The following is a 15,459-nucleotide window of genomic DNA, read 5'->3' on the forward strand; positions in this document are numbered from 1 at the left end:
AAATCATCTACCAATGCACAATAAATAAGCATTTACATCCACAACACAAATCAATTACCAGCTCGCAACACGCAGCCAAATGCATCTGTAATAAATTGAGCAGTGATATACATATGCGCGCCTAGTTCCGTTAATAAGGGCTACGGATGAATAAGCACGCATAATTTAACCGAGTGGATTACTGCTTATCCATGACTAACGACCACCTGCAATATCAATAAAGGTTCCCGTTACGTAAGATGCTTCATCGGACAGTAACCAAGCAATTGACTCAGCTACTTCTAAAGGTGTGCCCCCTCTTTTTAAAGGAAGGTTTGGTGCCAAGCGGTCAACACGATCAGGCTCTCCGCCATCAGCATGCATATCCGTATAAATACATCCAGGCCGAACACCGTTTACTCGAATGCCTTGCTCCGCCATTTCTAGCGAAAGACCTTTTGTTAAAGAGTCCATTGCGCCTTTAGAAGCGGCATAATCAATGTATTCAAACGGAGCACCAATACGAGAGGCAGCAGAAGAGACATTAACAATTGCTCCAGGTCCATCAAGTTGGTTAATAAACGCCTTACAACACAGAAAGCAACTGCCTACGTTCGTTGTCATCACCTTATTAAAACGAGCATAGTCAATGTCGACTAAACGAGACTGCGTGAATAGTATCCCGGCATTATTGACTAAGTGAGTAACTTGTCCGAATTGCTGTCGCACCGATTCAAACATCGAAATCACTTCATCTTCGACGGAAACATCAGCCTGATATGCGATAGCCGTGCCGCCATTAGCGTTGATCTCAGCGACAATGGCATTTGCCGCCGCATGATCTTTTCGATAGTTAACACAAACGCGATAACCTTTAGTCGCGAGTAAACTGGCTGTTGCTGCGCCAATGCCGCGCCCACCACCTGTAACTATAACTACTTTGTGCATTGTTTATCCTTATGCTGTTTTTATAGAGTCGAGACAGATCCACATCTTCGACTGATTAAATTCTACGAAATCCCACTCATCACCTTGTAATACACCAAGCCAAATAAGCCAGCGAACACTAAGACCGTAACCAAAATTTTTAACCACAGAAACTTCATAACCGCACCTAATCATGCATTAACTTTATTCGGAAGTTGATGATAAGAAAAAGAAATGTTGGGAACAAGGCGTGCTACACAAAGCTACTGGTTAGATCAAATTAAACACCTTCGACGCGCAAGAGTTACAGTATCCGAAATCAACGGCACCATGATCAAAAAAGCAGAGTTGCAATGACACAACTCTGCTTTTTACACTTTTCGTCAATCAACCAGATTAGTTAGCCGGACGCCAAACACCCCATTGGTCTTTTTCGTAGGTAGCTTGTGGATTGTCACCACCTTGAACCCACCATTGAGCTTTCCAGTTTTGGTCTGCGTAAGTTACGATCTCGCCACCAAGGTAAGTCTTCGTCGCACTCCAAGCATCACCTTCGTCTGGATCTGGAGTCGGTGTAGGTGGAGGCGTTACCTCGTCATCTGCAATTACTTCAAAACTGAAGGTCTCTACGCGCTCACTGTTAATCGCACTTGCCGTGAAGGTTAACGTTTCGTTTTGAGTAACAGGCGCAGTATCAATTAGCACTGAAGCTGTACCGTTATTCTCAATCGTTACCGATGTACCAGATGTCTGGACAAAAGTTGCAGGCTCTTCAGTCGCAATGACAACCTTATCACCCGCATCGACGACTTTATCGCTCTTAACGAGTTCGTAGATATCGCCAGCTAGTGGCTCGACGTTGCCATCACCGTCTTTAATCAGCGTCAGCTTACCTGAGGCACGGCTATCTTTAGAGTTAAAGAAATTGCGTGATGGATCATTTTGGAAGTACATGTAATGTTCCATCTCAGCATGCCAGTCACCGATGAAGACAGCGCCATCTTTGAACTCTTCGTGCCAGCCATTGATTTCAGAGGCGAGCAGACGTTCCCAGTCATTGAGGTTTGAAGCATCAATCTTAATATCAAAGCTTCGAGCTACGTCACCATACTTATTGATGATGTCGTATTGCACGGTATCGCCAACGACTGGAGTCGCGAAATCTGCTGGAATGTAGAGATCGCCGCGAACAAGATCAGGTTGTGGGCCTGGTTCTGGTGGCGGTGTTTCTCCATTTACAATGGTGATATCAGAACAGTTGTAGAAGCCTTCACCAGCCGCATCATCACGCTGCCAACGAACAAATAAGATTGCATCACCAGAACGGTCAGAAGGGATCGTGACATCCATTCGATACTTGCCGCCATTTACTGGCACATTGCCTTCCGTTTGAATCAGGTCTAGATCGCTCCAAGCCAGAGCTTTACTTAAATCAGCGTTCGGCTTAGTTAGGTAAAACTCCCAAAATGATGGGTTGTGAGGTGCCGTTGCGTTAAACACAAACTCAAATGTCCCTGCATTTAACTCCGTACGAGTCCAACCAGTATGAGGTGCCCCCATACCTTGCTTTTGAGGGTCATTTGCGTAACAAAGTGTGCCATCAGGAATGGCAGCGCGAACCGCGTTCATATTGTTGAAATCAGTGATATTTTTTGCGTACTCATTGCGTTGAACAAAAGGGTAAGTACCTGAAATATCTTTTGCGTTGGCACAGGCTGCGTTTGGCGGATTACCAGACCAAATACCACCCTGTTCATAACAGATGTTCTGACGTGCGCTTGGAAACTCTGACCAACCGTGAGCGTGTGCTGTGGTAGACATGCCTGAGAACAGGGCCATGCTTACTGCTAGCTTTAGTATATTTTTATTTGCAGTCACTTTTAACTCTCTACATTTATTATTTTACGTTTTACTTACGTGATAATTCAAAGCACCACTGCTTCAATCACGTTGCACTATTTTCGTTACGAAAACTAAGAAAATAATAGTTATTCAAGAGATCAATTAAAGACAAAGTTTTTTTGAAAGGAATTAAAGTCACAATTTTACATATTAAACACATTTCAATTGGACTTTATAAAAACAGCAAAAACAAAATAAAAACAACCACTTACACCAAAACAATCGTTACCAAAATTTGTTTTAACAAGTAACAAAAGTTATAAAAATCAACTGTATACATTTAACTCAACAATAAAATCAATGTGATATTCTCCGCATTTATTATTTGGTTGAAATTACATCAACAAATAAACCATAATAAGAACAAATAGAACTCACACCAAATATAACCATTAAGAATTCTTTTAAGTTTGTATTAATTATTGATATGGGAATATTTCATTGAAGAAATATAGCAATTGAACGCAATCTTAACGCCTCTTTCCATTATTAGACGCATTCAGGATATAGTCGATAAACACTTTCTTGCGCTTTGGCATGAGTTGCCTTTCTGCATAAACCAAACTCAGTGTTACTCCCGGCATCGTGTAATCGGGCAATAGCTGAACCAACTTATTAGATTCAAAATGCTCGCGACAAATGAACTCCGGTAAGACTGCGATCCCTAATCCATCAAGACAAGCGCTCAAACATGCCGTTACTGTGTTTACTCTAAGTTGATATGGCAACTCGATTGGAACCGGCTCTCCGCTTGGTGGTGTAACGGTAAGCTTAGGAACTCGGGCTGCTTTGTTAGATACATGAACCATCTTATGTGGTGGAACTAGATCCAAATGTGAATCGATGCCTCCAAATTTATCCAAATACTTAGGGCTAGCAACGATGACCCGATTTGATGTAGCCAAGTATCGCGAGACTAAGCTTGAATCCACAAGTTCTCCAATCTGCGCGTACACATCGATCCCCTCCCCGACAATATCGACTTCACGGTTAGTTAGCTCCAAATTCATCGTGACGTTTGGGTGCTCAAGGAGAAATTGATGTATGTATGGAGCCAAAACTTGCTGACCGAGCTCAACAGGAAACACAACACGTAACGGCCCTCGTATTAAATCTTGATTCGCTGTCACTTCTAGCTCTGCTTGGCTCATGATTTCTAGCATTTGCTGACTCGATGTATAGAAGTGTTCACCCTCAGGGGTTAAAACTAAACTGCGTGTCGAACGCGTGATCAACCTCACACCTAGATGCTGTTCTAACTCAGCCAACTTACGACTTACTGTCGATTTTGTCATGTTCAACGCTTCAGCCGCGTGAGTGAAGCTACCACATTCAACGACTTGTACGAAAACGGTCACCGCATTGAGATCCATCGCTACCCTCGACATTTAATTAGTAAGATTTTTGCAACAGTGATTCTTATTTTTCCTATCTTATCAACCAATCGATTTCATTTACAATTCGTTACATCTATAAAAACGAGATCGAAAAGAAATGACTGATTCAGCGCCAATAGCTCAAACAACAAAAAAGAAACGAAACAAAGCACCATTGATCGCAACTGCAATCATGCTAACGCTTGGTCTTGGTGGCGGTGGTTACTGGTATGGCTATGGACAGTATTTTGAATCAACTGACAACGCATACCTACAGGGCGACATCACTAACATCAGCCCAAAAGTATCCGGCTATATCATCACTTCCCATGTTCATGACAACCAGGTTGTTAATAAAGGGGATCTACTCGTCGAAATCGATGATCGCGACTATCAAATAGCACTCAGCCAAGCCAATGCTCATCTAAACGTCGTTAAAACGGACGTGACTAACCTTTTGGCTCAAAGAACTCTGCAGAATAGTCAGATTCTTCAAGCTGAGAGTCGTGTTGATTCGGCAACGGCTGAATACGAACGAGCTCTCCAACAAACACAGCGCTCACGCAGTTTATTGACCCGTAACTACGCTTCTCAAGATGAAGTCGACAGCATGTTAGCCCAACAAAAGGTCGCACTGGCTGCGCTTGAAGAAGCCAAAGCAAACCTTGTTGCCACCAATGACCAGCTCACAGTCATTGATAGTGAAATTGAACAGGCCAAAGCGTCTGTAACAGAAGCCATCGCTCAACGCGACCAAGCTCAAGTTAATCTCGACTACACCAAGGTATATGCGCCAGCATCTGGTGTCATTGGCAAAAGAAGTGTACGCGAAGGGCTATTGGTTCAGGCGGGCACACCACTGATGAGTTTGGTGCCGAACGGTGATATTTGGATTGAAGCCAATTTCAAAGAGACGCAACTGAGTGGTATTCACCAAGGTCAAAGCGTAGAGATTGAACTGGATGCTTTTCCTGGTCACCCACTTAAAGGCAAAGTTGACAGTTTCTCGCCTGCAACTGGCGCTAAGTTCGCGTTATTGCCGCCAGAAAACGCTACCGGTAACTTCACCAAAATCGTCCAACGTGTTCCTGTCAAAATCACGATACCGGATCAAGAAGAGCTTAGCGGTCGCCTGTTACCCGGTTTATCTGTAGTAGCAACAATCGATACTCGAGGGTAATTCGATGAGTGACGTTGCCACCTCTTCCTCTCTAAATGAGTCTGAAAACTCTGAGGTTCCAACACGCCACTGGATCGCTTTATTTGGCGGCCTGATTGGTGCTTTTATGGCGATCTTAGACATTCAGATCACCAATTCATCACTTAAAGACATACAAGGCGCGCTTTCTGCAACCCTAGATGAGAGTTCTTGGATCTCTACGTCATACTTAGTCGCAGAAATGATAGCGATTCCACTCAGTGGCTGGCTATCCAAAGCACTAGGCAAACGCCGTTATCTCACTTGGACAACGGCGATATTCACGCTGTCGTCACTGCTCTGTTCATTCTCGTGGAACATGACATCGATGATCGTGTTTCGCGCCATGCAAGGGTTCAGTGGCGGTGCGTTAATTCCGCTTGCGTTCTCACTAGTCATCCAACTTCTACCTCTAAATAAACGTGCAGTCGGAATGGCGCTGTTTGGCGTGACAGCAACGTTTGCTCCTTCTATTGGACCAACGTTTGGCGGTTGGCTTACTGAGAACCTATCTTGGCACTACATTTTTTACATCAACATTCCACCAGCACTCTTGGTGATCACCATGATTCGCTGTGGACTTGATGACGAAAAGCTAGATTTAGGGTCGTTAAAAAAGGCCGATTGGTTTGGTATTGCTACTATGGCACTTGGACTCGGCTGCTTAGAGGTGGTGTTAGAGGAAGGCAATCGTGAAGAGTGGTTTAGCTCAAGTTTCATTGTTACGCTTGCGATCATATCAGCAGTGAGTTTAGTTTATTTCATCATAAATGAACTACAACATAAGAAACCTTTGGTTAATTTGCGTTTACTCAAAGATCCACAGTTCGCGATGTCTTGCATTGCCTATCTGATTTTAGGTATGGCTCTTCTTGGTTCCATTTATGTACTGCCGATGTATCTCACTCAGATACAACAATACAACGCGATGGAAATTGGTGAAGTATTGATGTGGATGGGCTTTCCACAGTTGTTGATATTTCCACTGGTGCCAAAGCTTACGCAAATAATAAAACCCAAATACCTAGTCACATTTGGTTTTGCTATGTTTGGTTTGAGTTGTTACGTAAACACCCACATGACGGTTGATTTTGGTGGGCAACAGTTGATTCTATCTATGATTCTACGCGCGATAGGCAGCCCATTTATTATGGTTCCACTGTCACTCGTAGCGATGAAGAATATTAGCAAAATGGACACACCAGACGCATCAACGCTCACTAACGTTATGCGTAACTTAGGTGGCGCGTTTAGTATCGCCATAATAGCAACGTTATTGGACAACAAAACGCGCGAGCACTTAGCGCACATCAAAGAGTCGCTACCTTCAGTGAGTCAACTTGGTTGGCAAACTTTGCAGCAGCAACAAGCATTCTTTATGCAATCAGGAAGCGATACAGCTACAGCAATGCAGCAAGCTCAAGCCAGTCTACTCGGTACCATGCAGCGAGATGCAGCAATCATGGCATACAATGATGTGTTTTTAATGATGACCGCGTTTCTCGCATTCGCTTCCTTTCTGATATTGAATATGAAGGATTAATAGTCTGAATACGTTCATGGACGAACGAGTCCCAACAAAATACGAATAACTTTACATAATCTTGAATATTACCAATGTCTTAAAACCATAACACTGTCATTTTCACTCGCTTGACATTATGCATCTAGACACCTAAATTCTATATAAGGACAGTAGAGCTAGGATAGCGAGAACAATGACAATGAAGTTGCCGCCAGAACTCAGCATTTTGATTGTCGATGATTCAAAAAGTGCCACCATACTTATTAAGCAGCAATTAGTTAGCCTTGGAATCTCGCACGACAAAATCTATATCGCCACGGACTATCGCCAAGCCATAAGAACCGTGGAGAGACATACCTTAGATGTACTTTTGATTGATTATCATCTTGAGCAGACATTTACCGGGTTTGAGTTACTTGGCATCCTTTATCGCAAAAGATTGATCGATCATACCGTCGCTACGATTCTATTATCGGGTGATATGCGTCAAGAAACGGTATTAACCGCCTTATCTGGCGAAGCACACCACTTTATATCTAAGCCGATTAAAACACCGATGCTTGGACAAAAGATCAGTCTTGCGGTTGAAGAGTCCCGCCAAATATCCCAACAGAAACAGTATTATCCGATAGACTCCTCTTCGGCATTACAACAAGCGTTATCTGTTCCCAATACTCAGAAAAGTGTTCAATACGAAGCTAGTTTGATCGAACACCTAATAGGAACCGAGCAATGGGAGCTATTGGCTTATGTACTCCGTGAATCAGTGACAAACATGCACCCAACAAAACTGGTCGCTGAAGCACTCGTTCTCGATAGCCTCGGAAAAGCTCAACAAGCAATAGACAAACTTCATAACTACCTGATCGCGCGTCCACTGTCTCTCAATGTGATTGACTGTTTGAGCTGCATCTACGAGAAGCACAACATGTTGCTCCCGGCATTAAAACTCGCGATCCGCGCATTTGAACTGACGCCAAGTATTAGCCATCGTGCGATAAGAGCTATCGATCTTGCCGAAAATGCAGACAACGCTCAAATCTTGATTAAGATGGGCCATATGTATGCAACCAACATTTCGCCGGCAGATATCGACGTTATCAACTCCATTTCGAACTACTTTCATTCGCTCCAAGTGGCTTATGAGAAAGAAGATAGCATCGCTAATAAACGCACATTATTAGAACAAGCGAATCAGTTTACCAACCAAGTAAATCTAAAGTTAACGCAGCATCAACAGCAACAGGTTTTAGCCGCTCTCGCTGTTTTTCAGTGCCAAGTACTGCACCTTGAAGGTAATCACCAACTGGCTCATCAAAAACTAATCCGAGCTGCAGCATTGCTCTGCCCTGTACTAAACGAAACGCCTACCGTTTTGTTGAGTCAGCTACTTCCACTGCTCAATATTTACGGTGAGTATTCGCTATATCAAGGCTTAGGTGACTTCCTTAAAGCCCGCGGTGAAATCAATGACCAAACCTGTCTTGGTAGTGATACCAATCCTATCAACTGTGTCAACATAGACAGCTTGGGTTCAGTACAACAACTTAAAGACTATATTCACACTTATCCTTATTCAGTTGCCGCGAAACTTGACTATCTATTTGCCGTCAACAAAACTCAAACAGAAGAACAACTTACTAACGAATTCATGGCGCAACTACAAAAGTTAGAATTGCCACATAAATGGAATCAATGGATTAGTGAATCTGCTAGAACTGGGTTTTCTACCAAGCCGCCCAGCCCACTTTCACTATGTAACTGACAGGAGTCTCTATGCTAGATTTTGATGCGTTAAATGCCTATTTAGATAATGACAAAGATGTGATTTTCGCGGTTTTATCCACCTACCAAGAAGACCATGCTAATTCATTAGAAGAGATTCAAGAGCTTGTTGCACAGCAAGACTGGGGAAAGCTGCACTTTACTGTTCACACGCTCAAAGGAATATTAGTAAGTTTCGGTGAAGAGACTGCAACTTCGGCATTAGAGAACGTAGAACAAAACGCCCTCAAAGATCTTGCACCTTCGGATGATGATTTGGCTGTCATTTATAGTGAAGTGAAAGTCATCAATCAGCAGATCGAAGAAGTGCTCGCGGCCTACTGATCAGCAGCTATCTTGATAGCCTAATCGCTAATGAGCGTTACTAATGAATATTTTATCGCGGCTCTCGTTCATATCGAGAGCCGTGTTGTTTTCTAGTACTCTAAGAACTAGACCGTGCTTTCAAACTTGTTCCAAACAACACTTTGCGCCATGAGATAAAAAAGGAGCAAGCACACGCTCACTCCTCTACAAATAAATTTAAGCTGTATTTGAGTTGTATTTAAGCAGGCGCACTGACCCTTGCATTCAGCGACTTGGCACTGCTAATCCAATGTTTTACCGATTGCGGTGACATCACTTTTGGATTACCTAAATCACTGTCTCCAGCGGCGGCTAATTCCGGCGGTAATACATCGATGATCAACTCAAGATCTTCATGCGAGGTAATCTCACGTGTAAACACATCCGCCATTTCTTCACTGTAAGAGCTACCGCGAGCTTTCGCTGCTTTCACCAATCCATCAAGCAATACATACCAGGTTGTCATCGGTCCTTGAGCAACAGAAGCCGATTCTGCAGCCGAGTCGATAAACGCAAATGGAACAGTAATAATTGGCTGGTTAAACTCCATCGCAGCGAAAATCCAATCGGTATCAAACGAAAAATCAAATACCGTCGGGTTTTCGAGGATTTTTTCTAGAATGCCTCGGCCATATAATTTAAACGCCGCTTGTGTATCTTTGATACCACTGTCAAAGATCTGCGCGCCAATCATTCGCTGCATATGGCGTAACGTTTTAATGCCTACACCCCAGCGCTCTTCTTGCTTAACCAAAATTGAATCAGCATGTTTTCGGTTGCCTAACACCACTTGCTTACCATCTCGGCTGTATGGCGCCAATGCTAGACCTAGCTGCCCTAGGTGAACCGAATTGTCCGCATCGGTATAAAGAACGGCATCAACGCCATCTTCTAAAGACTGCTCACAACCTAGAATAATCGCGCCCCCTTTTCTAGAGTCATCGGCACTTTTCAGATTGCGTAATGCGCCCTCAGATACAGGTAGTGCTTCTGCAAGCCTCAGCACTTTTACTTTGGCATTTGTGCCTGCATCGTAGGTTTCTTTTATCGATTGAGCGATATCAGCGCTACCGTGTGGACAACCGTCATCTACCGCGTAAAGTGTCCAGTCAACGTTGGTTCCTTCCGTCACCCACTTAAGCTGTTCGACCTTAGTTCTTAATGAGTCTTCCCCATTAGGGTTGCTAGCCGATTTCGGATTGAGACGATTGTGTTCACCCCACATAGCGAATACCACACCGATCTTCAGTGGCTGACAGATAGATTGTGTCTCTTTACGCGACTCGACAAGTTTAACTGCGAGCTGGAACTCAAGTGGCGCGTTGAATTGAGTTGATAGATCTTTAAGATCTTGAGTGGAAAGCTTATCAAGTTGCAGTAAACGCTCTGCTAGCCTAAGTAAACTTTTTTGATGTTGCGGTTCAGTCAAATCAAACTGCTCGTTTGACTTATTGAGTAGCTCAATAGCGGTAGACAAAGAAGTATCCATACATATTCCCTAGCGTGACGTTATTATGTTCACCTAAAGCTTAGTATGCATATCTTTTCATATCAAAGTGCTAGCGAGTTTATTTTGTTGCGCACCTCTCATTTTCTTTGAAGCTAAAGTTTCGATACTTGGCACGATATTCTCGAATTTTGTCCTCTCGGAACTTACCTGCCCAGTTGCTAACCTCTGGATCAGTCGCCCAGATGTTCGCCATAACTCTAAGGTAAGAACTATCGATGCTTGGTGTTGGGTCATACGGGTTGTTGTTAACACGAAGAACCAACTGACCATCAATAAACCATTCTATACGGTCTTCGCCCCAATATATTCCATAACGATGGAACGCCTTCGAAGCATCAAAACCGAGAAAGATCAGTGTCTCGTGTGAGTTTGTATAACTATCATCATCGGTCCAAAAGTTAAGCTGAACCATATTAGTGTTAGACCCTAGAAACTCTATATCGATCTCATTGTGCTTACCACTCCCACCTTCAGGCTTATCGTAGGGCCCGGAGAATAAGAAAAATGAACTTACAACACCCGGAGCTCGCGCGGGCTTCATATCGATCTCATAACACCCATATGGGAAAAATTCATGGCTTCGTAGCTCGCCCCCATAGAATGTCAGATTTCCGTCTGCATCACGCTCTTCATCTGGTGCTAGCGTTAACGTCAAACCCTTTTTATTGAAGGTGGCAGATTTTGCGTCCCAACGACTCAGAAAAGGAAAGCCATTTTCCCATCCGTCTGACAACCACCAGCGACTTTCGTCAAAAGTGCGCAGAGGATCCTCAAAACTCTCTGCGTTTACAAACGAGCTCGTCAACGCTAAAGACACCGCTATCGCACAATATGTTTTGGTTAGTAGCATGACGTACTCGCTTATTCATTCAGACACATAAATAAGCCTAATACATACGATGAATTTTTCACCACTAATTACTGATTATCTTCTGTAGGAGCAAAACTACGTCGTTGAATGGCTTGTACTGCAGGGGTTGGCGCAAGCCCAATATTTCCCTTGGGTATAGCACTCGCAGGTTGAACTTCAGATGAAGTCGATTCTTCTCCTAACTTGCCCTTGCTGCTCTCTCCACCGTCTTGCGTAACGGGTTTTACTTCTTCGCTAATTGAAATGTTTGTTTCGACAATTGGTTCCGGTGTACCAAGAGGTGTCATTACTGTTACTTCTTTTTTGGTTTCAGTTGAGACATCGCTACTCTCAACTGGATCCACCGAAGCTTCGCCAAGCTTTGACGATGCCTTAGTTGGTCCTTGTTGCGCTTGTTGCTGCGCTTTTGCTTGCGACACGACTGGAGTAATTGGCGAATGGAAACTTCCTTTTGTCGAATTCACCTCGCCACCACTGAATTGCTGTTGCGTGGTACTTTCAATTCCTTGGATTGACCCTTTAGGTGTAACGATTTGCCCTGTTAGGTCTTGCTCTGGCTGAGTTGTTTTCTGCTGAGGAACAGGCTCAACAGTAGGCTCGACAACAAATGTCTGTTTGTTAGAAAAGTCCTTATTGAGTATTAATTTACTATTGGGCGTGTACTGTTTTAGTTGCTCACCAGAGGGTTTCGCTGATCTTGGCGTGGGAAGTGTATTAGTTGGTTGCTTTTGAATTAGCCCTGCTGACGGAGATTCATATCTAAAAAAGTCCAACTTTTGCTCCCAAATATCAATCAAAGAAGCAAATTGGATCCATGCATCATCCACAAACGCGGTTGGTCCACCAGAATTGGTTGCGATGGAGAACCGAGCGTCAAACGCTTTATAGTCGATCAGCAGTTGCTGGCTGTACTGATTCCAATTACTGCCTCCCATCAAAAAGTATCGAACGCTGTTTGACCAGTATTCATAGGCAGCGGGATCTTTTGCTTTCTCGGCCGCCATTGCCGCTAATGCATCAGCTAACCCAGCTGTCTGCCACATTTCTTGAGTGCCAATCTTATGCTCTAAGCTCAACGCTCGATTGGCTTGTTGATGCATTAAGGTTGCTGCTTGTGCGTAACGCCCCTGAGAAAGAAGAAGCGTTGGTGTGCTAAGTAAGTCTATCGACGTTTGATTTATAGCCCAAACAGGAAAGGAGGCAACAAAAAAGATAAGTACAATTAGCTTTCTCATCGGAATGTCTCCACCATACATTTGCCAGGGTGATCAAAACGAGAGTTAAACTTCACATCACGATACTCTTTAGACTTATTTGCTTTGTAAAGCTTACCGCTCTGCTTATACAACAAAGCTTCAAGTACACCTGCATTAGTTTTCAAGCTGATGCTTTTTTCGTAGGCGCTGGTGAGTTCATATCGCCCTTCATACCACCCACGTTGAGGGTCATAGAGCTCTTTCACCAATGTCATCAATCGATCGGTGTAGTCCGTTTTCCAAAGAGCCCACATTTGGAATGCGACACGCGTTGACACCAATGCCTTGTCATCATGGGAAGAGCCATCTTCCGCGAGTGTTATCCAAGGAGTACCTAATCCATAGATAGCGTCGTAGACAAAATATGGTTCACCGGTAACAACATGTTCACCCCGCGCCGTATAGATTCGCTCATTGTCCCAACGCGCCTCTTGTACTTGATAAATTGCGTCGGCCATCGCTGCGAGTGTGTTGTTAGTATGCTTAGAATCGCTTGAAGTGGTATCCCCGACTTTGTCCCAGTTGAATTCAAGCCCCATCCACAAATAAGGTGTTGAGTAAATTGGACGCAAGACGTTAAACACACGAGGGTCACGGCCATCAAAAATCAAATCGATATCGTATATGGTTGCTACATCGTAGGGATCAATGTTCATCGCCTTTTCGGGTACGATTTGCCAGTCTAGATAGCCATAAGAGGTGTACTCTTCTAACCCCAATCGACCTTCTTTATATCGGATTAATTGACCATCTTGAATCATGCTTCCATAGAGCTCACCATCAAGGCTGATTAACTCACAAAAGTTCCAGCGCAATACTGCTTTATCAACGTATTCAGAGAATTCAGGAGAGTGTCTTTTAACTATGGCAAGGGCGATTAAGAGGCGACCAACATCCAGTGATGACCACCCTATATCTTGAGGTTGATTGCTATAATTAACCATTCCCCCACTTTGAGTGCTGTAAACTTTATTGGGGGCATGCCCATAACTGAGATCCATCTTATTGAGGAAACTCAGTACCAAGGTCAGGCGCTCGTCGTACTCTTTATTAGAGATAAACTCAAACGCTCTCGCCGCAATTAAAGAGATCAAGTAATCAGCTAAACCCGCCATGTTGGTAGTTGGAAAATTATCAATACTATTGACCAAGCCTGTAGTGACTTGCGTGTTGTTATCAATGTACTTCCACGCCGTCTGTGCCCACATCAGCTCTTCTTCAGTCAACTGTGCATGACGACCTTGTCGAAATACTTGTGACTGACTGATCGAATCAACACCGTTGGTCACTCCTTGGTAAACCACACCACAGCCGGATATAGATACCGATAATAGAAGTAAACTCCACTTCTTCAGCATTCAATAACCTTATTCTACGGGTTTGATCTTTTTACGAGGCAAACACTGGCCCTCATAACCGAATGGCGACTCTAGTGCTTTCTCCCATAAACTTGGGGCTAACTGATCTTTGTACTGAAGTAGCTTGCCCTGCTTTTTATACAGTAAAATCTCTAACGTGATGCCGTTATTGTTGGAAGTAAAGGTGTTGATAAGACCGGTACCATTCTCAAAGATACCCTCATAGAAGCCTTTTTCTCGGTCGTAAGCAGTAGAGACGTGATCAAACAACAGGTCGGTATACTCTGTATCCCACAGTACCCACATCCCCATTGCACCTTTGATAGCTACCGCTGAGAACTGTGGCAGATAGTCACCAACCTCAGAAATCGTATTCCAAGCAAAACCATCGGTATAAATGGTGTCATAAACAAAGTAAGGGGCACCCGCTAACTGGTGTTCGGTACGGGCAGTAATAATACCGGTTTGTTTGTAACGCTCTTCTTGAACACGATAGATTTGCAGTGCGAACTCAGCGATCCATTCATGGGAATAACTCGAATCGTGAGGGCTTCGGTCTTCGACTAAGTCCCACCCCATCTCGATACCATCCAAAACATAACTTTCAGTTACAACGTAACTATGCGCCTTGAGCTTACGCGGATCACGGGTATCGTACGGGACATCATAGCCAAACAGATTAATGGTAGCGTAAGGTTCTGCCATCGCAGCTTGTGTCGTATCAAAGCCCCAAAGCTCAAAGCCCTTTGCTGCATATTCTTCGTAACCAAGACGCCCTTCTTGAAGGTATTGCACCTCTTTGCCCGGTTCAAGCAGTGCGCCAAACATGGTGCCGTTTTCATCCACCACATTACAGTAATTCCACCTTAACATGACTGAATCAATACTGGTCGCGAACTCAGGGTAACGGTTCTTAAGGATATAAAGCCATATCATCAAGCGACCCAGGTCGAGCGCTGAGTACCCGATTTCACCTGGTTGGTTACCATAATCCACCTTAGCCGCTGTCTGGGTGTTATAGGCCTTGTTGGGTAACTCTCCCATAAACAGGTCAAGGGTATTCAAAGTGGTTAGGAAGCGAACGAGTCGTCTATCAAACTCTTCTTTTTCAATAATCCCTAATTCATACGCACTGGTCATGCCTGCAAGATAGGATGCCGCATCCCACCACGTCACCGATGGATAGTTATTTACCGCATTAACCAAACCTGTTGATTCTTGGTAGTTGTTTTCAAAATACTTCCAAGCGATACGCGCCATATCCATCTCTTTCTCGGTCAACTCACCATGACGAGGTTGAGGGACAGTCCAGTGTGTATTTCGGTCAATAATGTCATCAGAGAATTGATTGTATTTACTACCGCAACCAACGATTGCTAGAGTGATCAAGCCAAGACTAATCGTTCGCATATAAATTCCTTCTTATT

The 15,459-nt window shown here is 43.8% G+C and carries 12 protein-coding genes; 4 read left to right on the top strand and 8 right to left on the bottom strand.

Annotated elements, in window-relative coordinates; translation table 11 throughout:
- Nucleotides 1-195: 195 nt before the first annotated feature.
- The 3 genes from L1D60_RS05460 to L1D60_RS05470 all read right to left on the bottom strand — a co-directional run bounded on the left by L1D60_RS05460 (nt 196) and on the right by L1D60_RS05470 (nt 4,181).
- Entirely contained in the window at nt 196-927 is a 732-nt protein-coding gene (locus L1D60_RS05460; RefSeq protein ID WP_239840094.1) for an SDR family oxidoreductase, read from the bottom strand.
- 375 nt (nt 928-1,302) lie between these two features.
- On the bottom strand, nt 1,303-2,745 hold the full coding sequence (locus L1D60_RS05465) for a lytic polysaccharide monooxygenase (RefSeq protein ID WP_239840465.1): 1,443 nt from the start codon (nt 2,743-2,745) through the stop codon (nt 1,303-1,305).
- A gap of 533 nt (nt 2,746-3,278) precedes the next feature.
- Nucleotides 3,279-4,181 (bottom strand): LysR family transcriptional regulator, encoded by a 903-nt coding sequence (locus tag L1D60_RS05470; RefSeq protein WP_239840095.1) that lies wholly within the window; start codon nt 4,179-4,181, stop codon nt 3,279-3,281.
- Nucleotides 4,182-4,302: 121 nt separating this feature from the next.
- On the opposite strand from L1D60_RS05470, the gene L1D60_RS05475 reads away from it, so the two are divergent.
- The 4 genes from L1D60_RS05475 to L1D60_RS05490 all read left to right on the top strand — a co-directional run bounded on the left by L1D60_RS05475 (nt 4,303) and on the right by L1D60_RS05490 (nt 9,016).
- Nucleotides 4,303-5,364, top strand: a complete 1,062-nt coding sequence (locus tag L1D60_RS05475) for an HlyD family secretion protein (RefSeq protein ID WP_239840096.1) — start codon at nt 4,303-4,305, stop codon at nt 5,362-5,364.
- A 4-nt stretch (nt 5,365-5,368) separates the two neighbouring features.
- Nucleotides 5,369-6,925: a DHA2 family efflux MFS transporter permease subunit gene (locus L1D60_RS05480; RefSeq protein ID WP_239840097.1), complete on the top strand. Its 1,557-nt coding sequence runs from the start codon at nt 5,369-5,371 to the stop codon at nt 6,923-6,925.
- A gap of 175 nt (nt 6,926-7,100) precedes the next feature.
- Nucleotides 7,101-8,672 carry a response regulator gene (locus L1D60_RS05485; protein ID WP_239840098.1) on the top strand — a complete coding sequence of 524 codons (1,572 nt, stop codon included), beginning with the start codon at nt 7,101-7,103 and terminating at the stop codon, nt 8,670-8,672.
- 11 nt (nt 8,673-8,683) lie between these two features.
- Nucleotides 8,684-9,016, top strand: coding sequence for an Hpt domain-containing protein (locus tag L1D60_RS05490; RefSeq protein WP_150869510.1), 333 nt, complete (start codon nt 8,684-8,686; stop codon nt 9,014-9,016).
- A 220-nt stretch (nt 9,017-9,236) separates the two neighbouring features.
- Here L1D60_RS05490 and L1D60_RS05495 read toward each other — a convergent pair whose 3' ends face one another.
- The 5 genes from L1D60_RS05495 to L1D60_RS05515 form a co-directional block, all read right to left on the bottom strand.
- Nucleotides 9,237-10,526, bottom strand: coding sequence for a glycosyltransferase (locus L1D60_RS05495; RefSeq protein WP_239840099.1), 1,290 nt, complete (start codon nt 10,524-10,526; stop codon nt 9,237-9,239).
- A 79-nt stretch (nt 10,527-10,605) separates the two neighbouring features.
- On the bottom strand, nt 10,606-11,397 hold the full coding sequence (locus L1D60_RS05500; RefSeq protein ID WP_239840100.1) for a family 16 glycosylhydrolase: 792 nt from the start codon (nt 11,395-11,397) through the stop codon (nt 10,606-10,608).
- Nucleotides 11,398-11,465: 68 nt separating this feature from the next.
- A complete protein-coding gene (locus tag L1D60_RS05505) occupies nt 11,466-12,653 on the bottom strand; it encodes a hypothetical protein (RefSeq protein WP_239840101.1) in 1,188 nt (395 codons plus the stop codon).
- Nucleotides 12,650-14,032: a DUF3131 domain-containing protein gene (locus L1D60_RS05510; protein ID WP_239840102.1), complete on the bottom strand. Its 1,383-nt coding sequence runs from the start codon at nt 14,030-14,032 to the stop codon at nt 12,650-12,652. The genes L1D60_RS05505 and L1D60_RS05510 overlap by 4 nt, the downstream gene beginning before the upstream one ends.
- Before the next feature lie 9 nt (nt 14,033-14,041).
- A complete protein-coding gene (locus L1D60_RS05515; RefSeq protein WP_239840103.1) occupies nt 14,042-15,442 on the bottom strand; it encodes a DUF3131 domain-containing protein in 1,401 nt (466 codons plus the stop codon).
- Nucleotides 15,443-15,459 lie beyond the last annotated feature (17 nt).

Source organism: Vibrio sp. Isolate30 (assembly GCF_022397975.1).
Taxonomy (GTDB): domain Bacteria; phylum Pseudomonadota; class Gammaproteobacteria; order Enterobacterales; family Vibrionaceae; genus Vibrio; species Vibrio fortis.

What these genes read in the sequence shown, in the direction of transcription:
- L1D60_RS05460 (WP_239840094.1), bottom strand. Translation starts at nt 927, where the DNA reads ATGCACAAAGTAGTTATAGTTACAGGTGGTGGGCGCGGCATTGGCGCA.
- L1D60_RS05465 (WP_239840465.1), bottom strand. Translation starts at nt 2,745, where the DNA reads ATGGCCCTGTTCTCAGGCATGTCTACCACAGCACACGCTCACGGTTGG.
- L1D60_RS05470 (WP_239840095.1), bottom strand. Translation starts at nt 4,181, where the DNA reads ATGGATCTCAATGCGGTGACCGTTTTCGTACAAGTCGTTGAATGTGGT.
- L1D60_RS05475 (WP_239840096.1), top strand. Translation starts at nt 4,303, where the DNA reads ATGACTGATTCAGCGCCAATAGCTCAAACAACAAAAAAGAAACGAAAC.
- L1D60_RS05480 (WP_239840097.1), top strand. Translation starts at nt 5,369, where the DNA reads ATGAGTGACGTTGCCACCTCTTCCTCTCTAAATGAGTCTGAAAACTCT.
- L1D60_RS05485 (WP_239840098.1), top strand. Translation starts at nt 7,101, where the DNA reads ATGACAATGAAGTTGCCGCCAGAACTCAGCATTTTGATTGTCGATGAT.
- L1D60_RS05490 (WP_150869510.1), top strand. Translation starts at nt 8,684, where the DNA reads ATGCTAGATTTTGATGCGTTAAATGCCTATTTAGATAATGACAAAGAT.
- L1D60_RS05495 (WP_239840099.1), bottom strand. Translation starts at nt 10,526, where the DNA reads ATGGATACTTCTTTGTCTACCGCTATTGAGCTACTCAATAAGTCAAAC.
- L1D60_RS05500 (WP_239840100.1), bottom strand. Translation starts at nt 11,397, where the DNA reads ATGCTACTAACCAAAACATATTGTGCGATAGCGGTGTCTTTAGCGTTG.
- L1D60_RS05505 (WP_239840101.1), bottom strand. Translation starts at nt 12,653, where the DNA reads ATGAGAAAGCTAATTGTACTTATCTTTTTTGTTGCCTCCTTTCCTGTT.
- L1D60_RS05510 (WP_239840102.1), bottom strand. Translation starts at nt 14,032, where the DNA reads ATGCTGAAGAAGTGGAGTTTACTTCTATTATCGGTATCTATATCCGGC.
- L1D60_RS05515 (WP_239840103.1), bottom strand. Translation starts at nt 15,442, where the DNA reads ATGCGAACGATTAGTCTTGGCTTGATCACTCTAGCAATCGTTGGTTGC.